This window comes from Stenotrophomonas sp. YJH_SMC_53, from assembly GCF_059369995.1.
This window is the reverse complement of the sequence record NZ_JCAFTF010000002.1, coordinates 92,964-114,106: the sequence shown is the minus strand read 5'-3', so window position 1 is coordinate 114,106 and position 21,143 is coordinate 92,964. Positions and strand designations below refer to the sequence as shown.

The 21,143-nt window shown below is 66.8% G+C and carries 17 protein-coding genes; 14 read left to right on the top strand and 3 right to left on the bottom strand.

Going from position 1 to position 21,143, the window contains the following annotated elements:
• From AC5P7X_RS03075 to AC5P7X_RS03025, 11 genes are all read left to right on the top strand, one after another.
• Positions 1–1,191 (top strand): 1-deoxy-D-xylulose-5-phosphate reductoisomerase, encoded by a 1,191-nt coding sequence (locus AC5P7X_RS03075; RefSeq protein ID WP_329841663.1) that lies wholly within the window; start codon positions 1–3, stop codon positions 1,189–1,191.
• Positions 1,192–1,246: 55 nt separating this feature from the next.
• The gene (gene rseP, locus AC5P7X_RS03070; protein ID WP_061480177.1) at positions 1,247–2,605 is read left to right on the top strand and encodes an RIP metalloprotease RseP; all 1,359 of its coding nucleotides are present in this window, start codon (positions 1,247–1,249) and stop codon (positions 2,603–2,605) included.
• Positions 2,606–2,679: 74 nt separating this feature from the next.
• Positions 2,680–5,043 (top strand): outer membrane protein assembly factor BamA, encoded by a 2,364-nt coding sequence (gene bamA / locus AC5P7X_RS03065; RefSeq protein WP_329841661.1) that lies wholly within the window; start codon positions 2,680–2,682, stop codon positions 5,041–5,043.
• Positions 5,044–5,401: 358 nt separating this feature from the next.
• Entirely contained in the window at positions 5,402–6,424 is a 1,023-nt protein-coding gene (gene lpxD / locus AC5P7X_RS03060; RefSeq protein WP_053497091.1) for a UDP-3-O-(3-hydroxymyristoyl)glucosamine N-acyltransferase, read from the top strand.
• Positions 6,421–6,879: a 3-hydroxyacyl-ACP dehydratase FabZ gene (gene fabZ, locus AC5P7X_RS03055; RefSeq protein WP_005415845.1), complete on the top strand. Its 459-nt coding sequence runs from the start codon at positions 6,421–6,423 to the stop codon at positions 6,877–6,879. The genes lpxD and fabZ overlap by 4 nt, the downstream gene beginning before the upstream one ends.
• A gap of 16 nt (positions 6,880–6,895) precedes the next feature.
• Complete coding sequence (lpxA, locus tag AC5P7X_RS03050; RefSeq protein WP_053497089.1) at positions 6,896–7,687, top strand: acyl-ACP--UDP-N-acetylglucosamine O-acyltransferase; 792 nt, start codon at positions 6,896–6,898, stop codon at positions 7,685–7,687.
• 53 nt (positions 7,688–7,740) lie between these two features.
• A complete protein-coding gene (gene lpxB, locus AC5P7X_RS03045; protein WP_231109109.1) occupies positions 7,741–8,943 on the top strand; it encodes a lipid-A-disaccharide synthase in 1,203 nt (400 codons plus the stop codon).
• A complete protein-coding gene (gene rnhB / locus AC5P7X_RS03040) occupies positions 8,940–9,599 on the top strand; it encodes a ribonuclease HII (RefSeq protein ID WP_005415842.1) in 660 nt (219 codons plus the stop codon). Before lpxB ends, rnhB begins: the two co-directional genes overlap by 4 nt.
• A gap of 237 nt (positions 9,600–9,836) precedes the next feature.
• On the top strand, positions 9,837–13,424 hold the full coding sequence (gene dnaE, locus AC5P7X_RS03035; RefSeq protein ID WP_070489906.1) for a DNA polymerase III subunit alpha: 3,588 nt from the start codon (positions 9,837–9,839) through the stop codon (positions 13,422–13,424).
• 55 nt (positions 13,425–13,479) lie between these two features.
• Positions 13,480–14,349, top strand: coding sequence for a hypothetical protein (locus AC5P7X_RS03030; protein ID WP_329841659.1), 870 nt, complete (start codon positions 13,480–13,482; stop codon positions 14,347–14,349).
• 113 nt (positions 14,350–14,462) lie between these two features.
• Positions 14,463–15,422, top strand: coding sequence for an acetyl-CoA carboxylase carboxyltransferase subunit alpha (locus AC5P7X_RS03025; RefSeq protein WP_019659134.1), 960 nt, complete (start codon positions 14,463–14,465; stop codon positions 15,420–15,422).
• Between the two features lie 313 nt (positions 15,423–15,735).
• Here the strand turns inward: AC5P7X_RS03025 and AC5P7X_RS03020 are convergent, their stop codons facing one another.
• A complete protein-coding gene (locus AC5P7X_RS03020; RefSeq protein ID WP_053497082.1) occupies positions 15,736–16,191 on the bottom strand; it encodes a CopD family protein in 456 nt (151 codons plus the stop codon).
• 186 nt (positions 16,192–16,377) lie between these two features.
• On the opposite strand from AC5P7X_RS03020, the gene AC5P7X_RS03015 reads away from it, so the two are divergent.
• Both AC5P7X_RS03015 and AC5P7X_RS03010 read left to right on the top strand, forming a co-directional pair.
• On the top strand, positions 16,378–16,968 hold the full coding sequence (locus AC5P7X_RS03015; RefSeq protein WP_495214404.1) for a class I SAM-dependent DNA methyltransferase: 591 nt from the start codon (positions 16,378–16,380) through the stop codon (positions 16,966–16,968).
• A 93-nt stretch (positions 16,969–17,061) separates the two neighbouring features.
• Positions 17,062–18,369 carry a polyhydroxyalkanoate depolymerase gene (locus AC5P7X_RS03010; RefSeq protein WP_053497077.1) on the top strand — a complete coding sequence of 436 codons (1,308 nt, stop codon included), beginning with the start codon at positions 17,062–17,064 and terminating at the stop codon, positions 18,367–18,369.
• Between the two features lie 110 nt (positions 18,370–18,479).
• On the opposite strand, the gene AC5P7X_RS03005 is transcribed toward AC5P7X_RS03010, so the two are convergent.
• Both AC5P7X_RS03005 and AC5P7X_RS03000 read right to left on the bottom strand, forming a co-directional pair.
• On the bottom strand, positions 18,480–19,469 hold the full coding sequence (locus tag AC5P7X_RS03005) for a sensor domain-containing protein (protein WP_251102973.1): 990 nt from the start codon (positions 19,467–19,469) through the stop codon (positions 18,480–18,482).
• Positions 19,466–19,831 (bottom strand): PadR family transcriptional regulator, encoded by a 366-nt coding sequence (locus AC5P7X_RS03000; protein ID WP_329841655.1) that lies wholly within the window; start codon positions 19,829–19,831, stop codon positions 19,466–19,468. The genes AC5P7X_RS03005 and AC5P7X_RS03000 overlap by 4 nt, the downstream gene beginning before the upstream one ends.
• Before the next feature lie 136 nt (positions 19,832–19,967).
• Here AC5P7X_RS03000 and AC5P7X_RS02995 point away from each other — a divergent pair, with 136 nt between their 5' ends.
• Positions 19,968–20,870 (top strand): peptidylprolyl isomerase, encoded by a 903-nt coding sequence (locus tag AC5P7X_RS02995; protein ID WP_329841654.1) that lies wholly within the window; start codon positions 19,968–19,970, stop codon positions 20,868–20,870.
• The last annotated feature ends 273 nt before the right edge of the window (positions 20,871–21,143 follow it).

Genomic DNA, 21,143 nt, shown 5'->3' with positions numbered 1-21,143 from the left:
ATGAATGCTGCTGCAGACCTGCGCCGGGTCGCCGTGTTCGGCGCTACCGGCTCGATCGGCGCCTCCACGCTGGACGTGATCGCCCGCCACCCGCACCTCTACCAGGCCACGGTGCTCGCTGCCGGCCGCCAGGTGCAGGCGCTGCTGGCGCTGTGCCGCCAGCACAGACCCGCGCACGCGGTGATCGCCGACGCATCGCTGTTCGCCGAACTGCGTGACGGCCTGCGCGAGGCCGGCCTTGCCACCGAGGCCCATGCTGGCCAGGCCGCGCTGGACCAGCTGGCCGCCAGCGATGCCTGCGATACCGTGGTCGCGGCCATCGTCGGCGCGGCCGGCCTGTCCTCGTCCCTGGCTGCCGCGGCCGCCGGCAAGCGCATCCTGCTGGCCAACAAGGAATCGCTGGTGCTGGCCGGCGAACTGCTGACCCGGACGGCCGAACGTGCCGGTGCCGAGATCATCCCGATCGACAGCGAGCACAGCGCGATCTTCCAGTGCCTGCGCTCGCGCGATGCCAGTGTCGACGGCGCCGGCGTGCGCCGGATCCTGCTGACCGCCTCCGGCGGCCCGTTCCGTGGCCGCAGCCGCGCCGAACTGGCCCAGGTCACCCCTGCCCAGGCCGTTGCCCACCCCAAGTGGTCGATGGGACCGAAGATCTCGGTCGATTCGGCGACATTGATGAACAAGGGCCTGGAAGTCATCGAGGCCCACCACCTGTTCGGCGTGCCCGGCGAGCGCATCGAGGTGCTGGTGCACCCGCAGAGCCTGGTCCATTCGCTGGTCGAGTTCGTCGATGGCTCGACCCTGGCCCAGATGGGCCTGCCGGACATGCGCACCACTCTCGCCGTCGGCCTGGGCTGGCCGCAGCGCATCGAATCGGGCGTGGCCGGGCTGGACCTGCTGGCCCAGGGCCGCCTGGATTTCGAGGCCCCGGATACTGACGCCTTCCCCTGCCTGGCGCTGGCCTGGCAGGCGATGCAGGCCGGCGGCACCGCACCGGCGGTACTGAACGCCGCCAATGAAGAGGCAGTTTCAGCGTTTCTTCAGGGCCGGATCGGTTTCCTGACGATCCCGGAGCTGGTTGCTAACGCTCTTTCAACACTGCCGACCCAGCCAGCCGATACACTGGAGATCCTGTTGTCCGCCGACCAGCGGGCACGCCAGCTCACCCTGAACGCCATCGACGCCGCCTGAACGACCGCCTCGCCCAGCATGACGCCGCCGCCCCTGCCCACCACTGTGAGCCTGCATGACTGACTTCATCGGATCGGTCTGGTGGATGATCGTCAGCCTCGGGCTGCTGGTCACCTTCCACGAGTTCGGGCATTACTGGGTCGGGCGCCTGTGCGGGGTCAAGATCCTGCGTTTCTCGGTCGGCTTCGGCCGGCCGCTGTGGTCGCGCCGCGACAGGCACGGCACCGAGTTCGCCATCGCCGCCATCCCGCTGGGCGGTTACGTGAAGTTCCTCGACGAACGCGAGGTCGAAGTCCACCCGCACGAGCGCGGCCAGGCCTTCAACCACAAGACCGTCTGGCAGCGCATCGCGATCGTTGCCGCCGGCCCGATCGCCAATCTGCTGCTGTGCATCCTGCTGCTGTGGGCGATGTTCGTGATCGGCAAGCAGGATTACTCGCCCACCATCGGCCGTGTCAGCGGCATCGCCGCCAGTGCCGGCCTGGCCAGCGGCGACCGCGTGCTGCGCGTGGACGACCGCCAGGTGGTCACCCTCGGCGAGGCCAGCATGGCGCTGACCGCAGCCGCGATGGACCGCCGCGACGTGAAGCTGGAAGTGCTGGATACGGCCGACCAGGTACGCACGCGCACCCTGCCGCTGTCGCAGCTGCCGGCGGGTTTCGATGAGCGGCGGGTGCCGATCCTGGCTGGCCTGCACTGGCAGTCGTGGCTGCAGCCGGCGCAAGTGGAATCGCTGACTGCGGACTCCGTGGTGGCAGGGCAACTGCAGCCAGGCGACCTGATCGTGGCCATCGATGGCCAGCGCATCGACAGCGTCGACCAGGTGATCGGCGAGATCCAGGCCCTGGGCCGTGCCGGCGGGCCGGGAATGATCGAGGTCCTGCGTGGCGGCGAGCGCCTGGCGCTGGAAGTCACCCCGCGCCAGGGCAAGGACGGCAAGGGCAATCCGGTCTGGCAGATCGGCGTCGGCTTCCCCACCAGCTACAGCCCCGCCTATGACACCCTGCTGCGCTATGGCCCGCTGGATGCGGTGACCGTGGCGGTGCGCGAGACCGGCCGCCTGGCCGCCGACTCGCTGGGCATGATGGGTCGCATCGTGACCGGCAAGGCCTCGCTGCAGAACGTTTCCGGGCCGGTCACCATCGCCCGCGTGGCCAATGTCTCGGCCAAGCGCGGCCTCGACTGGTTCCTGCAGTTCCTTGCCCTGCTGTCGCTCAGCCTGTGCATCATCAACCTGCTGCCGATCCCGATCTTGGACGGCGGCCACCTGCTGTATTACCTTATCGAGTTGGTCAAGGGCAGCCCGCTGAGCGAGCGTGCCATCGCCGCCGGCCAATACATCGGCCTGGCGTTGCTGGCCGGGCTGATGGGGTTGGCGTTCTACAACGACATCCTCGGCCTGGTCCCGCGATGAACTTTTCCACGTTGTTGCCGTCTACAGCGTCGGCATCCCGCACCAATGAAATCGACCTTCCTACCGGACGTGACATGACGCGACTCCCCAATCGCCGCCTGCTGGCCCTCGCCCTCGCCGCCGTCACCGGCGCTCCCGCCCTGGCCCAGGCAGCCGAGCCCTTCACTGTCAGCGACATCCGCGTCGATGGCCTGCAGCGCATCAGCTCGGGCACGGTGTTCACCTACCTGCCGGTGGAACGCGGCGAGACGATCACCGACAACAAGGTCGGCGAGACGATCCGCGCCCTGTACAAGACCGGCTTCTTCGAAGACGTGCAGCTGGACCGCCAGGGCACGATCCTGGTGGTGACCGTCAAGGAACGCCCGGCGATCAACAAGCTGACCGTGACCGGCAACAAGGACATCAAGTCCGACCAGCTGCTCAAGGGCCTGTCCGACATCGGCCTGACCGAGGGCGGCACCTTCGATCGCCTGAGCCTGGACCGCGTGACCCAGGAACTGCGCCGCCAGTACAACGACCGTGGCAAGTACAACGTCGACATCACCCCGACGGTGAGCCCGCTGGACCGCAACCGCGTGGACATCGCCATCGCCATCAAGGAAGGCAAGGCCGCCAAGATCCGCCACGTCAACCTGGTGGGCACCGAGAAGTTCGAGAGCAAGGACATCCTGGAGACCTGGGAGTCCAAGGAGCACAACTGGGCGTCGTGGTACCGCCGTGACGACCAGTACTCCAAGGAAAAGCTGTCCGGCGACCTGGAAAAGCTCAACTCCTGGTACCTGGATCGCGGCTACGTCGATTTCAGCATCGATTCCACCCAGGTCTCGATCAGCCCCGACAAGCGCGACATGTTCCTGACCGCGGGCGTGACCGAGGGTGCGCAGTACAAGATCTCCGAGATCAAGGTCAGCGGCGACACCATCCTCCCGCAGGAGGACGTCGAGCGCATGGTGATCCAGAAGTCCGGCGACACGTTCTCGCGTGCCCTGCTGGAATTCAGCTCGGACACCATCACCAATTCGCTGTCCAACATCGGCTACGCGTTCGCCAAGGTGAACCCGATTCCGACCACCAACCGCGCCGAGCAGACCGTGGCCATCAACATGCAGGTCGTGCCCGGCCCGCGCGTGTCGGTGCGCCGCATCCTGTTCCGCGGCAACACCCGCACGTCCGATGAAGTGATGCGTCGCGAAATGCGCCAGTTCGAGAACAGCTGGTACTCGCAGGCCGCAATCGACCGCTCCAAGATCCGCCTGCAGCGCCTGGGCTACTTCGAATCGGTGGAAGTGGAGACGCCGGCCGTCAGCGGCAGCAACGACCAGGTCGACGTCGTCTACAACGTCAAGGAAACCACCTCGGGCAGCTTCGTGTTCGGCCTGGGTTACTCGCAGTCCTACGGCATGACCACCTCGGTGCAGCTGTCGCAGAACAACTTCCTCGGTGGCGGCAACCGCGTGTCGGTCGAAGCCTCGCGCAGCAGCTACCTGCAGCGCTACGGTTTCAGCTACACCAACCCGTACTTCACCGATGACGGCGTGTCGCTGGGCTACAACCTGTCCTGGCGCGAACTGGATTACTCCGACTTCAACACCGCGCAGTACAACAGCACCAACGGTGCCGCGCAGGTGGTGTTCGGCGTGCCGCTGACCGAGACCGACACCGTCTCGCTGATGTTCGGCATCGACAGCAACCAGATCACCACCTACCGGGGCTCCACCCCGCAGTCGATCATCGACTACATCAACGTGCTCGGCAGCAAGACCTTCCATGCCTGGCGCACCGAGCTGGGCTGGGCACGCGACTCGCGCAACGACTACTTCATGCCGACCCGCGGCACCTACCAGCGCGTCGGCCTGGAAACCACGCTGCCGGGCTCGACCATCGAGTACTACAAGCTGAACTACCAGATCAGCAAGTACTGGCCGATCATGCCGTCGCTGGTGATCAACACTCGTGCCGAAATCGGCTACGGTGACAGCTACGGCAAGGACAAGACCGCGATGGTGCCGGACAAGGATGGCAACCTGCGCTCGGTCACTGCCAGCGGGCTGCCGTTCTACGAGAACTTCTATGCCGGTGGTACCAACTCGGTGCGCGGCTTCGAGGACAACACCCTGGGCCCGCGCGAGGCCACGGACGGCTATCCGGATGGCCAGCCGCTGGGTGGCTCGCTGAAAACCGTCGGTTCGGTCGAAGCCTACTTCCCGCGCCTGTTCGACAGCCCGTCGGCGCGTGTCTCGGCCTTCGTCGACTTCGGCAACGTCTACACCGGCGTGGACAACTTCAAGGCCAACGAGCTGCGCGTGTCGACCGGTGTCGCCCTGCTGTGGCGCGCCCCGGTCGGCCCGATCTCGATCAGCTATGCCTTCCCGCTGAAGAAGGAAGACGGCGACAAGATCGAGCGGCTGCAATTCACGTTCGGTGGCCAGTTCTGAGGAACCGCGAGGCGGTTCGCCAGAACTGCCCCCGCATTCCACCTATCCCCCGCGCCGCTGGCGCCCCCCTCATCAAAGGGGGGCTCTCCATCAGACGGGGTGCGAAGCGCCGGGCATTGCCCGGCGTTTTCGTTTTACTTGCTCGCCGCCGTTACTTCCCGCGCTCGCGTGAAATCATCTGGTGATGGCGCAGGGGGCTGACCAGGACCGTTGGCGCCATGGATGGCGCCATCGAGCCCCCAGGGATGGGTTTACGGCGTGTCCTGGGCAGCCCCCTGCGCCATCACCCCGGGACATCAGGCAGGCGCCTCTTTTGACCCCGCATGACCGAAATGGCGCCACACGTTAAACTCCCGCCGTGAATACTCCCACCTACACCGCCCAGCAACTCGCCGAGCAGTTCGGCCTGCAGGTCCATGGCGATCCCGCTACCGCCATCCATGGCGTGGCTACCCTCGCCCATGCCGGTCCTGGCCAGCTGACCTTCCTTGCCAACCCCCGCTATCGCGTCCAGCTGGCCGACAGCCGGGCTTCGCTGGTGGTCCTGCGTGCCGATGACGTCGAGGCCGCCCCCGGCGCCGCGCTCGTCGCCAAGGACCCGTACACCGCATTCGCCAAGATTGCCGCGCTGTTCGACATCGCGCCGACCCGCCCGCCGGGCATCCATCCCAGCGCAGTGATCGATCCCAGCGCCCAGGTCGCCGCCAGCGCCCATATCGGCCCGTTCGTCTCGGTCGGTGCGCGCAGCGTCGTCGGTGAGAACTGCATCATCGGCACCGGCAGCGTGATCGGCGAGGACTGCAGCCTGGATACCGGCTGTGAGCTGATCGCCCGCGTGACCCTGGTCACCCGGGTCACGCTGGGCAAGCGCGTGCGCGTGCATCCCGGTGCCGTACTCGGCGCCGATGGCTTCGGCCTGGCGATGGACGCTGGCAAGTGGATCAAGGTGCCGCAGCTCGGCGGTGTCCGCATCGGCGACGATTGCGAGATCGGCGCCAATACCTGCGTCGACCGTGGCGCGCTGGAAGACACCGTCCTTGCCGAGGACGTTCGCCTGGACAACCTGGTGCAGATTGCCCACAACGTGCAGATCGGCGCCCACTCGGCAATTGCCGGCTGCACCGGCATCGCCGGCAGCGCCAAGATCGGCCGTTACTGCCTGCTCGGCGGCCACGTTGGCGTGGTCGGCCACCTCGAGATCTGCGACAAGGTCGTGATCACCGGCAAGTCGGTGGTCCGCAACTCCATCCATGAGCCGGGCGAGTATTCGTCCGGCACCCCATTGACCGACAACCGCACGTGGCGCAAGAACGCCGCGCGCTTCAAGCAGCTGGACGCATTGGCTCGCCGCGTTCTGGCTGCTGGCAAGGAGAAAGAATGAACGATTCGCTGCAGCTTCCGATCGACGTCTGCCAGATCCAGGAACTGCTTCCGCACCGCTACCCGTTCCTGCTGGTGGACCGGGTGCTTGAACTCGACGTCGAGGCCAAGCGGATCCTGGCGCAGAAGAACGTCAGCATCAACGAGCCGTTCTTCCAGGGCCACTTCCCGGGCCGCCCGATCATGCCCGGGGTGCTGATCATCGAAGCGCTGGCGCAGGCTGGCGGCGTCATGACCCAGCTCACGCTCGGCCGCGATGCGCAGTCCAAGCTGTTCTACATGGTCAAGGTGGAAAACGCCCGCTTCAACAAGCAGGTCGTGCCCGGTGACGTGCTGATGCTGGACGTGCAGATGAAGCGCCTGATCCGCAACATGGGCTGGTACTACGGCGAAGCCAAGGTCAACGGCGAAGTCGTCGCGTCGGCCGAGGTCATGTGTGCCGGCGCCAAGGGCTGATCCACTGGAGGCAGCAATGACTGACAACGAACCGCGGATCCACCCCACCGCCGTCATCGACCCGGCCGCACGCCTGGCTGACGATGTCCAGGTGGGCGCCTTCACCCTGATCGGCCCCGACGTTGAAATCGGTGCCGGCACGGTGGTGGGCCCCCATTGCAGCATCCACGGCCCGACCCGGATCGGCCGCGACAACCGCTTCGTCGGCCATGCCGCGATCGGTGGCGAGCCGCAGGACAAGAAGTTCGGCGGCGAGCGCACCGAACTGGTGATCGGCGATCGCAACGTGTTCCGCGAGTTCGTCACGCTCAACCGTGGCACCGGCGGCGGCGGCGGCATCACCACCATCGGCAACGACAACTGGATGCTGGCCTACACGCACGTGGCACACGACTGCCATGTCGGCAACTTCTGCGTGTTCTCCAACAACACCACCCTGGCCGGCCATGTGACCGTGGGCGACTACGTGATCATCAGCGGCTTCGCCGGTGCCCACCAGTTCTGCCGCATCGGCGCGCATGCCTTCCTCGGCATGGGCGCGCTGACCAATGGTGACGTACCGCCGTTCACCATGGTCGGCACCGATTCGCTGGGACGCCCGCGTGGCATCAACAGCGAAGGCCTGAAGCGGCGCGGCTTTGACGCTGACCGCATTTCGGCCATCAAGCGTGCGTACCGCACGCTGTACGTCGCGGGCCTGCCGCTGGCAGAGGCCAAGGTGCAGCTGACCGAACAGGCGCGTGACAGCGACGACGTGAAGGCGATGCTGGACTTCATCGAGCACGCCGAGAGGCCCCTGCTGCGATGAGCTGCTCGACCGGCCAGGCGCCGGCCGGCGCCGCGGTGATCCCGCTGGCCTCGATGGCCGGCAGCGTTCCCGCGCAGCGGGTGCTCAGCGAGCGCCCGTTGCGGATCGCGCTGGTTGCCGGCGAAGCCTCCGGCGACCTGCTCGGTGCGGGCCTGGTGCGTGAACTGAAGGCACGCTTCCCGAATGCCGAGTTCGCCGGTATCGGCGGCGATGCCATGCGCAGCGCCGGCTGCCAGACCTGGCACGATGCCAGCGAGCTGGCGGTGATGGGCCTGACCGAAGTGCTGCGCCACCTGCCGCGCCTGCTCAAGCTGCGCTCGGCGTTCCGCCAGCGTGCGCTGGACTGGCAGCCGGACGTGTTCATCGGCATCGACGCCCCCGACTTCAACCTGGGCATCGAGCGCTGGCTGAAGCAGCGTGGCGTGCGCACCGTGCATTACGTCAGCCCGTCGGTCTGGGCCTGGCGCGAAAAGCGCGCCGAGAAAATCGGCAGCAGCGCCGACCTGGTGCTGTGCCTGTTCCCGATGGAGCCGCCGATCTATGCCCGGCACGGCATCGACGCGCGCTTCGTCGGCCACCCGATGGCCGATGACATTCCGCTGCAAGGCAACCGCGAGGAAGCACGCGCCGCGCTCGGCCTGCCGGCCTCGGCCAAGGTGCTGGCGGTGTTGCCGGGCAGCCGCCTCGGCGAGATCTCGCGCCTGGGCGAACCGTTCTTCGAAGCCGCCTGGCAGGTCTCCGAACGCATTCCGGGCCTGCATGTGGTGGTGCCTGCCGCCAACCCGGCCTGCAGGCAGCTGATCGAAGAACAGCTGTCGCGCTCGGCGCTGCCGGTGGCCTACTCGCACGTGCTTGACGGCCAGGCGCGCAACGCGATGATCGCCGCCGACGTGGTGGTGCTGGCCTCCGGCACCGCGACCCTGGAAGCCATGCTGGTGAAGCGGCCGATGGTGGTCGGTTACCGCGTCAACGAACTGACCTATCGACTGGTCAAGGCGCTTGGCCTGATCAAGGTCGACCGCTTCGCCCTGCCCAACATCCTGGCCGGCCAGGACCTGGCACCGGAGCTGATGCAGCACGACTGCACGCCGGACAGGCTGGCCGCGGCCATCCAGCAGTGGTTCGACCACCCGCAGCGGGTGATCGACCTGCAGGACACTTATGTGCGACTGCACGAGCGACTGCGACGCAACGCCTCGGCGCGTGCCGCCGATGCCGTCGGCGAGCTGCTGATGCGCGACCAGGCGCAGGCATGAGCCGCCGCCACGCCGCAGCAGCAAGCCTGGCCCTGTTCGACGGTACGGCAGTGGTCGAGCCGGAGCGCCTGGTCGCCGGTGTCGACGAGGCCGGGCGTGGCCCGCTGGCCGGGCCGGTGGCGGTGGCGGCGGTGGTATTCGATCCGTCACGGCCACGGATCAACGGCCTGGATGATTCCAAGCAGTTGACCGCTGCCCGCCGCGAGCAGCTGCATGACCGCATCGTCGAGCGCGCCCTGGCCTGGCATGTGGTGCTGGTGGACGTGGACACCATCGACCGCCTGAACATCTACCAGGCCACCCTGCAGGGCATGCGTGACGTCGTTGCAGCGGTCGCCCACGTGGCCGGCTTCGCCCGCATCGACGGCAACGTGGTGCCCAAGGGCCTGGTACTGCCGGCGCAGGCGCTGGTCGGCGGCGATGGCATCGACCGCGCGATCATGGCCGCCTCGATCCTGGCCAAGGTCTCGCGCGATCGCTACATGCAGGACGTGCACGCCCGCCACCCCCAGTATGGGTTCGAGCAGCACAAGGGCTATGGCACTCCGGCCCACCTGGCCGCCCTGCGCGAGCACGGCCCCTGCGTGGAGCACCGGCGCAGCTTCGCCCCGGTGCGCGAGTGCCTGGAAGCGCCGGCTGTCGCGGCCATCGCCTGAGCCTGCTGGCGTTGTAGCGCCGAGCCCATGCTCGGCAGCTGTGGACAGCCGAGCATGGGCTCGGCGCTACAGAAGGCGGCCTCCCGCACGCCTGAATCCGGCGCCACGCCGTGCCCCTGTCAAGCCTTGTGGCAACCCCCTGCCCTCGCTACCCTGACCGGGCATTCCAGCGCTTCCCGACCCCGGCGACGAACCTCCGTCAGCACCCGGGGCCCGCGCGCTCCAACCTGGTCCGGCATGTCCAACTCCCGCTTCGTACATCTCCACGTCCACACCGAGTTCTCGCTGGCGGACTCGACCATCCGCGTGCCGGCCAAGCCGGACCAGGCGGACCCGAAGAAGGCCAAGCAGGCCAACCTGCTGTCGCGCTCGGTGGAGCTCGGCCTGCCCGCGCTGGCGGTGACCGATCTCAACAACCTGTTCGCCCTGGTCAAGTTCTACAAGGCCGCCGAAGGCGTGGGCATCAAGCCGATCGCCGGTGCCGACGTGCTGATCGCCGAGGAAGGCCAGGACCCGTGGCGGATGACCCTGCTGTGCCGCGACCGCGAGGGCTACCTGAGCCTGTCGCGGTTGCTGACCCGCGCCTGGATGGAAGGCCATCGCCCGGAAGGCGGTGTGGCCATCCACCCGGACTGGCTGAAGGCCGGCAACGCCAACCTGTTCGCGCTGGCCGGACGGCAGAGCCTGGCCGGGCGCCTGGCACTGGACGGCAAGCATGAACTGGCCGAGCAGCAGCTGGCCGACTGGCAGCGCGTGTTCGGCGATGGCCTGCACCTGGAGCTGACCCGTACCGGCCGCGAGGGCGAGGAAACCTTCAACCAGTTCGCGTTGATGGCCGCCGGCCAGCGCGGCCTGCCGGTGGTCGCCAGCAACGACGTGCGCTTCCTGTCGCCGTCGGACTTCAGCGCGCACGAAGCGCGCGTGTGCATTTCCACCGGCCGCGTGCTGGACGATCCCAAGCGCCCGCGCGAGTACAGCGACCAGCAGTACCTGAAGTCGGCCGAGGAGATGTGCGCGCTGTTCGCCGACATCCCCGATGCGATCGACAACACGCTGGCGCTGGCCGAGCGCTGCAACATCGAGATGCGGCTGGGCACCTACTTCCTGCCCAACTACCCGGTGCCCGACGACGAGACCCTGGACACCTGGATCCAGAAGATGTCGCGGGACGGCCTGGAAGAGCGCCTGGAGAAGAATCCGCTGGCGCCGGGCAAGACCCGTGAGGAGTACTTCGAGCGCCTGGAGTTCGAGCTCAACACCATCATCAAGATGGGCTTCCCCGGCTACTTCCTGATCGTGGCCGACTTCATCCAGTGGGGCAAGAACCAGGGCATTCCGATCGGTCCCGGCCGTGGTTCGGGTGCCGGTTCGCTGGTGGCGTGGGCGCTGAAGATCACCGACCTGGACCCGCTGCCGTACAACCTGCTGTTCGAGCGATTCCTCAATCCCGAACGCGTGTCGATGCCCGACTTCGACATCGACTTCTGCATGGACCGCCGTGACGAAGTGATCGACTACGTCGCGCGCAAATACGGGCGCGAGCGCGTCAGCCAGATCATCACCTACGGCACCATGGCCGCCAAGGCGGTGGTGCGCGACTCCGGCCGCGTGCTCGGGTTCCCGTACGGCCTGGTGGATGGTGTTTCCAAGCTGATCCCCAACATCCTGGGCATCCACCTGAAGGATGCGCTGGGCAAGGGCAAGGAAGGCCCGAGCTCGGAAATGGCCTCGCCGGAACTGATCCAGCGCTACGAGACCGAGGACGATGTCCGCGACCTGATCGACCTGGCGCTGCAGCTGGAAGACCTGACCCGCAACGCCGGCAAGCACGCCGGTGGCGTGGTGATCGGGCCCGAGCCGCTGAGCGAGTTCTGCCCGCTGTACGCAGAACACGACGAAAATGGGCTCGGCAAGAACCCGGTCACCCAGTTCGACAAGAACGACGTGGAAGAAGTGGGCCTGGTGAAGTTCGACTTCCTCGGCCTGCGCACGCTGACCATCATCGACTGGGCGGTGAAGGCGATCAACAAGCGCCACGAACGCGCGGGCATTCCGCCGGTCGACATTGCCGCGATCCCGCTCGACGATGCGCCCACCTACAAGGACATCTTCGCCAACGGCAACACCGGCGCGGTGTTCCAGTTCGAATCCTCGGGCATGCGCCGCCTGCTGAAGGACGCGCGCCCCGACCGCTTCGAAGACCTGATCGCGCTGGTGTCGCTGTATCGCCCCGGCCCGATGGACCTGATTCCCTCCTTCAACGCGCGCAAGCACGGCCAGGAAGAGATCATCTATCCCGATCCGCGCACCGAAGCGATCCTGAAGGACACCTACGGCATCATGGTGTACCAGGAGCAGGTGATGCAGATGGCGCAGATCGTCGGCGGCTACTCGCTGGGCGGCGCTGACCTGCTGCGACGCGCGATGGGCAAGAAGGTGCCGGCGGAAATGGCCAAGCACCGCGAGATCTTCCGCGAAGGCGCAGCCAAGGGCGGCGTCGACGGCCCCAAGGCCGACGAAATCTTCGACCTGATGGAGAAGTTCGCCGGCTATGGCTTCAACAAGTCGCACGCCGCTGCATACGCACTGGTCAGCTACCAGACCGCCTGGCTGAAGCGCCATTACCCGGCCGAGTTCATGGCGGCCACGCTGTCTTCGGACCTGGACAACACCGACAAGGTGGTCGGCTTCCTCGACGAGGTGCGCAACCTCGGCCTGACCGTGCTGCCGCCGAAGGTGAACCAGTCGGCCTTCATGTTCGAAGCGGTCACACCGGACACGATCCAGTACGGCCTGGGCGCGATCAAGGGCGTCGGCCAGGGCGCCTGCGAAGCGGTGGTCGAGGAACGACTGAAGGGCGGACCGTTCAAGGATCTGCTGGACTTCTGCACCCGCGTCGGCTCGGCCAAGCTCAACCGGCGCACGCTGGAAGCGATGATCAACTGTGGCGCGCTCGATGAGCTCGGCCGCAACCGTGCCTCGCTGATGCTGCAGCTGCCGGAAGTGATCAAGGCCACCGACCAGATGGCACGCGAGCGTGCGTCCGGGCAGAATTCGCTGTTTGGCGGGCCTGATCCGAGCACCGTGTCGATCCAGCTGGACCTGCCCGAAGCCGAAGAATGGCCGCTGCTGCAGCGCCTCAACGGCGAGCGCGACACGCTGGGCTTCTACCTCAGCGGCCACCCGTTCGATCCCTGGCGCGACGATGTGCGCGACCTGGTCGGCAACGACCTGGGTTCGGTGGAGAAGATCTGGAGCGCCAACAGCGGCGGCGGCGGCGGCGAGAAGCGCTGGCGCCCGGAAGTGCAGACCGTGCTGGCCGGCCAGGTGGTCGGCGTGCGCCGCAAGGGTGAGAGCCAGATCTTCATCCAGCTGGAGGACGGTCGCGGCCGCGTGGAGTGCAGCGCGTTCTCCGATGCGATGGCCGAGTTCGGCCACCTGATGACCAAGGACCGCATCCTGGTGGTCAAGGGCGGCCTGCGCGAGGACGAATTCAACGGCGGCTACGCACTGCGCATCCGCCAGTGCTGGGACTTCGACGAAGTCTGCGCCAACTACGCCACGCGGCTGTCGTTGCGCCTGGACCTGCGCCAGCAGCGCCCGGTCTGGGAGCGCATCAATGCCCTGCTCGACCGCCATCGCCCGGGGCGCACGCCGCTGCGCCTGGACCTGCTGCTGAAGGGCCCGCACGGCGGTGTCGCCGGCATGCTGGATGTCTCCGGGCAGAGCGCAGTGCGCATCGATTCCAAGCTGATGGAGGCGCTGCGCGCCGACCCCGCCGTACGTACGCTGAAGGTGCGCTACAGCCCGCCGTGGGCCAGCTGAGGCTGGCTGCTTCGTGTTCCAGTTTTCCCGTTCCAGACATCAAGGACGATCGCCAATGAAGACCCTGCTGTTCCCGTTCGTTGCCGCACTGGCGCTGGCCGCCTGCTCGCCGTCGAAGATCGAGTTCCAGATCGACAACCCGACCGACACGTCGCTGGCGCTGAGCATCGACGGCCAGGACCTGCCGGTGGCCGCGCACGGCTCGCGCCCGGTCTCGCTGGCCGTTGGCGAGCATCGCCTGCATACCGACACGCTCGGCGACGTGCGCTTCATCGTCTACGTCGACGGTCGTGGCGGCCTGATCAACCCGACCCTGAGCGAATACGTGATCGCACGCGAGGTCTACGTCACCGACGAGAGCAAGCTGAAGAATTTCGGCACCGGCAAGGCCGGCATCGAGCTGGGCGGCGTCGACTTCGAGGGCCCCTTCGAGAAGCACCACGACCTGTTCATCGACAAGACCTGGACCTACGGCGTGCGCGAACCGTTCCCGAAGGAAAAGGTGGTCGCCCACGTCGATTCCAGTGGTGGCCAGATCGTCGCCAAGGTGTTCACGGCACCGGATTTCATCGCCTACGTCGAGGAAGGCATGGGCGAGCCGGGCGCGTTCAAGCGCGAACAGCCGGCCGGCTACGTGGCCCCGGCATACAGCCTTGAACCGGCACCGGCCAGCCTGCCGGCGCTGGCACCGGCCTTCGAGGCGCATGCCGCGCCGCTTCGCGAGGTCTACGCGCGATGGCTGAAGGCCACCACCGCCGATGAACAGAAGGCCCTGCGCAAGCAGGACTTCGCTGCGCAGATGGCCTTCACCTCGGCCACTGCCACCCTGGGCAGCGGCTTGGGCCGGGAGGCCAACGAGGCCTACAACGACTTCGTTTCCCAGCGCAGCCAGTTGATGGGCCGCAGCGCCCTGGTGGTGCCCTGAGCTGACTGGCGCCGCCTGCCCGGCTGCGCTACCGTCGCCTTCCAGACGAAGGCGTACGGGCGGTTTGCACGCATTCGGCTAGAATTGCCCCCTTCTTTACACGACGGCTTCCGATGAATCCGAACTACCTCGACTTCGAGCAACCCATCGCCGACCTGGAAGCCAAGATCCAGGAACTGCGCAACGCCAGTGCCGGGCCGGCGGTCAATGTCGAGGCGGAAGTGCACGCGCTGCAGGACAAGCTGCGCATGCGCACCGCGCAGATCTTCCGCAACCTGACCTCGTGGCAGGTGCTGCAGCTGGCCCGGCACCCGTCGCGTCCGTACACCGCCGACTACATCCGCGTCATGTTCGATGAGTTCCAGGAGCTGGCCGGTGACCGCGCCTTCGCCGACGACAAGGCGATCATGGGCGGCCTGGCCCGCATCAATGGCCGCGCGGTAATGGTGATCGGCCACCAGAAGGGTCGCGACACCAAGGAAAAGATCAAGCGCAACTTCGGCATGCCCAAGCCGGAGGGCTACCGCAAGGCGCTGCGCCTGATGAAGATGGCCGAGCGCTTCGGCCTGCCGGTGCTGACCCTGATCGACACCGCCGGTGCCTGGCCGGGTATCGACGCCGAATCGCGCGGCCAGTCCGAAGCGATCGCGCGCAACCTGATCGAGATGGCCGAGCTGAAGGTGCCGATCATCTGCACCGTGATCGGTGAAGGCGGCTCCGGCGGCGCGCTGGCGCTGGGCGTGGGCGACCGCACCGTGATGCTGGAATACGCGGTGTACTCGACCATCACCCCGGAAGGCTGCGCCTCGATCCTGTGGAAGGACGCCGGCAAGGCCAAGGAAGCCGCCGAGCAGCTGGGCCTGACCGCGCCGCGCCTGAAGAGCCTGGGCCTGGTCGACAAGGTCGTGCGCGAGCCCACCGGCGGCGCCCACCGCAACCCGACCCAGATGGCCAAGCGCCTGAAGGCCGTGCTGCTGAACGAACTGGACGCGCTGGACAAGCTGTCCACCGAACAGCTGCTGGAGCAGCGCTACACCCGCCTGCGCAGCTACGGCACGTACGAAGCGGCCTGATTCATCGGCTTGTTACTTTCTTGCTCGTGCAAGAAAGTAACCAAAGAACACGCCGCCGAACGCGAACCGGTGCTATGCACCGGTTCCCTGCGCTTCTCGCTGAATCAGGGGACGGCGCCGAACTCGCTGCGCTCAGACATCGGCACCTCTTCGCCCCTGTTTCACCTGCGATGCTCGGCTCGCTCATGGCGGACCTGAACATCAAAAGCCACGGCTGCACCCAGTAGATCCACGCCATGCGTGGATGCCTCTGCTTTGGCGAAGAATCACGCGAACCCGTAGAGCCAAGCATGGCTCTACGGATAACGGACGGTCAGAACGGCTTGGCCAGCACCAGCCACACGATCGGAATGAACGCCAGCAACGGAATCTCGTTGATCCAGCGCAGCGCGCGCGACGAGGGCAGCGCCCTGCCCTTGGCCACGCCCTTCAACAGACGGCCGATCCAGCTGAAATACACCAGCAGCACCACCACCAGGCCCAGCTTGGCGTGCAGCCAGCCAGCGCCACCGGGCGCGACCATGGTCGGGAAATCCGGGATGACCTTGTAGCCCAGCCACAGCACCAGGCCCAGCACAAAGGCCAGGCCGAACATCGAGTGGCCGAAACGGTACAGGCGCAGGCCCATCAGCTGCAGGCGCTCGGTCACCGCCGGCTGGCCTGCGGTCTCGGCCAGGTTGACCAGGATGCGCGGCAGGTAGAACACCGTGGCCATCCACGCCACCACGAACACGATGTGGAAGGTCTTGACCCAGTAGTAGCTCTGCATGCGCTCGCTCCGGCGGCTGGCGTAGATGGGCGCCTATTGTCGCAGTAGAGCCACCTCATGGGTGGCTGCCGCGTCCAATCGCCGCATCAGGACAGCCATGCATGGCGTGGCTCTACTGCGGGTCCACCACACCCGGGGGCGCAACACCGTACGATAGGCGCCGTTTTCCCGATCGCGCACCGCCCCATGGACAAGACCTACGACGCCGCCTACTTCCAACGCTGGTACCGCCGCGCCGACATCGGCGGCAGCGCCCGCCTGGCGCGCAAGGTCGCGTTGGCCGTGGCCAGTGCCGAGTACTACCTGGAACGACCGATCCGCAGTGTGCTGGACATCGGCTGCGGCGAAGGCGCCTGGCGCGCACCGCTGCTGAAGCTGCGTCCGAAGGTCGAATACCTGGGCTTCGACAGCAGCGAGTACGCTGTGCGCCGCTATGGCCGCACCCGCAACCTGCACTTGGCCAGCTTCGGCGATTTCGCCTGGCTGCGGCCCTGCGCGCCGGTCGACCTGCTGGTGTGTTCGGACGTGATGCACTACGTGCCCGACCGCGAGCTGCGCGCCGGCCTGGCCGGCGCGACCGAGCTGACCGGCGGTGTGGCCTTCCTGGAGACCTTCGCCGCCGAGGACGCGTTCGAAGGCGACCACGACGGCTTCCAGGCCCGCCCAGCACGCTGGTATCGGCGGACGCTGGCCCGGCACGGCCTGCAGCCGGTAGGGTCGCACTGCTGGCTCGGCCCCGCCCTGGCAGGCGATGCCGCCGCGCTGGAACGGATGTGAATCCGGATTCATTATTTTCAGCCAACTTAACCTGCGGGACACCCGGATGGGATATGCTGCGCGGCAACATATGACCATACATATTCGGTCGTCATGCTCTATCAACTGCACGAACTGACCCGCAACCTGCTCGCCCCCTGGGTGCACCAGGCCCAGGCCAACGCCAAATTCTTCGCCAACCCGGGCCACTGGTGGTCGCAGATGCCCGGCGCCGATCGCCTGGCGGCGGTCAATGAGCTGTTCCATCGCATCGGCAAGGATTACGAGAAGCCCGAGTGGGGCATCAACGAAATCGAGGTCGACGGCGAGCGCGTGCCGATCGTCGTGCACGAGGAAGTGAGCAAGCCGTTCTGCAAGCTGCTGCGCTTCAAGCGCCACAGCAATGAGGCCGACCAGCTGCACACCATGCTCAACCAGCCGTTCGTGCTGGTGGTGGCACCGCTGTCCGGGCACCACGCCACGCTGCTGCGCGATACGGTGCGCACGCTGCTGCGCGACCACCGTGTGTACGTCACCGACTGGGTGGACGCGCGCATGGTGCCGGCCAACGAAGGCGAGTTCGGCCTGGACGACTACATCGCCTACATCCAGGAGTTCATCCGCCATCTGGGCGTAGAACGCCTGCACGTGGTCAGCGTGTGCCAGCCGACGGTACCGGTGCTGGCCGCGGTTTCACTGATGGCCAGCCGTGGCGAGCCGACACCGCGCACCCTGGTGATGATGGGCGGCCCGATCGATGCGCGCTGCAGCCCGACCGCGGTGAACAACCTGGCCACGCAGAACCCGCTTTCGTGGTTCGAGAACAACGTCATCCACACCGTGCCGGCCAGCTATCCCGGCGCCGGCCGCCGCGTGTATCCGGGCTTCCTGCAGCACGCCGGCTTCCTGTCGATGAACCCCAGCCGCCACTTCAGTTCGCACTGGGATTTCTACACCGACCTTGTCAAGGGCGACCTGGAAGACGCCGACGCGCACCGTCGCTTCTACGACGAGTACAACGCGGTGCTGGACATGCCGGCCAAGTACTACCTGGATACCATCCGCGTGGTGTTCCAGGACTTCCTGCTGCCGCGTGGCGAGTGGGTGGTCAACGGCGAGAAGGTCGACCCGTCGGCGATCCGCGATACCGCGCTGCTGAGCATCGAGGGCGAACTGGACGATATCGCCGGCCTTGGCCAGACCGAAGCAGCGCAGGCGCTGTGCACCGGCATTGCTACTGACCGCCGCGAGCATTTCATCGTCGAAGGCGCCGGCCACTACGGCATCTTCAGCGGCCGTCGCTGGCGCGAGGTGGTGTATCCGAAGGTGCGCGACTTCTTCGCTGCCCATGCCGAGGCACCGGCGGCGAAGGCCACGAAGAAGAAGAGCAACGTTACTCCGTTGCGGCGAAAGGCGGGGTAACTCCCCGCCGTGGGGTCGGATCCCTTTCCAACGGAGAGGGCTCTGACCCAGCATGATGGGACCCGGGGTCAGAGCCCTGTTCTGCGAACAGGGATCCGACCCCTGGCCTGTTACAACCGCACCAGCAGGTTCTTGGCAATCAGCCCGTGCAGCTTGCCGATGCCCCGTGCCAGGTGCATCGTCAACAGCAGCAGCAGCACGCCCACAGCTGCGATCACGATGCCCACCAGCGGCGAGGCGGCCATCGGCAACACGTTCACGCCGTCGACGTACACGCCCGGAATGTCACCGCTGAACAGTGCGGCCACCGGTGCCCAGATGAACCCCAGTGACAGCGACAGCAACGTCACCGCGATGGTGAAGTAGACCACGCCCAGCGGCAGCATCAGCACGAAGTACAGCAGGGTCAGCCAGGTGCGGCCATCGGTGAACATGTCGCCGATGCGCTGCAGCCAGGTGCGGCTGCGGTCGGTGTAACGCGGGCGGCGCGGCATGCGCTCGCCCAGCAGCGCTTCCACCAGCCGTCCTTCCAGCAGCGCCAGCCCGCGCACCGAGCCGAAGAACAGCACGGTCAGCGGAATGCCGATGATCAGGATCAGCAGGCCCAGCGACAATGACAGGCCGGTCACCACCCAGGTGAAGAAGAAGATGCCGGTGGCCAGCGACAGCAGCATGTAGAACAGCGCACCGTAGGTGTGCGGATCGGTCACCACGCCGAAGAAGCGCGCCAGCAGCGAACGCTGCACCGGCGCCTGCGGCGGTGAGGCCGGCTCGACGCCACTGGCTTCGGCCGCTGCACGCAGCACCGGCGCGGTATCCGCACGCGGCGTGCGCAGCGCGCGGTTCACCGTCACTTCGGTCTCGCGGTAGATCTCGGCCACTTCGTCCGGGGCGCCATAGCTGCCGGCCACGTCGGCGATCACCTCGGCTTCGCTGCGGCCGGGCTGCGCCGCCAGCTCCGAGCGCAGGTATTCCTCGGCGTCGTACAACGCGTCCTGCACCATCGCCGGATCGGCACCTTCCAGCGCAGCGCGCAGCTGCGCCAGGTACTGCGGAATGGTGGTCGGCAGGGCGCGGCCTGCCAGGCTCGGGTCGTTCATTGCGGTACCCCCTCCAACACGGAATCGACGGAATCACGGGTGGCCTGCCAGGCTTGGCGCCAATGCGCCAGCACCTCGCGGCCACGTTCATTGATGCGGTAGTAGCGCCGGGGCGGACCACTGCTGGATGGCTCCACATGGCTTTCCAGCAGCCCGGCGCCCTCCAGGTTGCGCAGCACCGGGTACAGCGCGCTCTGCTTGCCGCTCAGCACGCCCTCGCCCACCCGCTCCAGCTCCTTGGCAATGAGGTAGCCGTACAGCGGCTCCCCGGCCCGGGCCAGCACCGCCAGCAGGGCCAGCGACACCGTTCCGGCACTGAGCTCCTTCTGGAACTTCTTCAGGTGGACATCGTCCTCGGACATGGCCGGTCCTCCACTACGTTGAAGTCCACAGTAGTGCGAAGTTCGGTATAGCGAATGTGTCGTTAGTCACTCTGCCGGTTGGCGTGACCGAATTGCTCGCGCAGAATCGAAGCCTCGTTCATGTTCCGGGGTTCCCATGCCGCACCGCCGTCGCCTTGCCCTGACCGCCCTCGCCCTCGCCTGCCTGCTGCCCGCCGTGGTCAGTGCGGCCACGCCCTACCGCAGCCCGCAGCAGATCCTCGATGCGTCGGCGGCCAACGACTGGCGCACCCCGGACCCGGCCAACCTGCTGTACATGGACCTGCCGGCCGGGCGGGTGATCATCGAGCTGGCACCGCAGTTCGCCCCGCGCCATGTCGCCAACATCCAGACCTTCGCCCACGAGCACTTCTGGGACGGCACCAGCATCTACCGTTCGCAGGACAACTTCGTGGTGCAGTTCGGCGATGCCGACGCCGATGACGCGGCCAAGGCCAAGCCGTTCGGCAGCGCCGCGCGCAAGCTGCCGGCTGAATTCGAGCGCGCCAGCGCTGGCCTGAAGGTCAGCGTGCTGCCGGACCGCGATGGCTGGGCCGCGCAGACCGGTTTCGTCGACGGCTTCCCGGTCGGCCAGGACCCGCAGGCCGGCAAGGCCTGGCTGGCACATTGCTACGGCATGCTGGGCGCCGGCCGCAGCAACGAAGAGGACAGCAGCATCGGAGCCGAACTCTACGTGGTGACCGGCCAGTCACCGCGTCAGCTGGACCGCAACATCACCCTGGTCGGCCGCGTGCTGAAGGGCATGGAACTGCTCAGCGCGACCCCGCGCGGACCGGCGCCGATGGGCTTCTACACCGACCCGAAGCTGCGCACGCCGATCGTGTCGATCCGCCGTGCCAGCGACGTGCCGGCGGCCGAGCGCACACCGATCCAGGTACTGCGTACCGACTCGAAGACCTTCGCCGATACGGTGGAGGCGCGGCGCAACCGCGTGGATGATTTCTACAAGCGCCCGGCGGGGCATATCGACCTTTGCAATATTCCGGTGCCGGTGCGGTAGGAGCCTGGCTTCCTGCACGTGGCGCGTGCTGAAGGTGCTTCACTGTTCATGGGCGTTACTTTTCTTTGTACGCAAAGAAAAGTAACCAAAAGAAACGTTCCGCCGGCCGCGAGCCGGTGCTGCGCACCGGTACCCTCCGCTTCTCGGTGAATCAGGGGACGGTGCCGAACTCGCTGCGCTCAGACATCGGCACCTCTTCGCCCCTGATTCCCCTGCGATGCTCGGCTCGCTCAAGGCGGACCCAGTTCAAAGGCCACAGCTGCACCCAGTAGA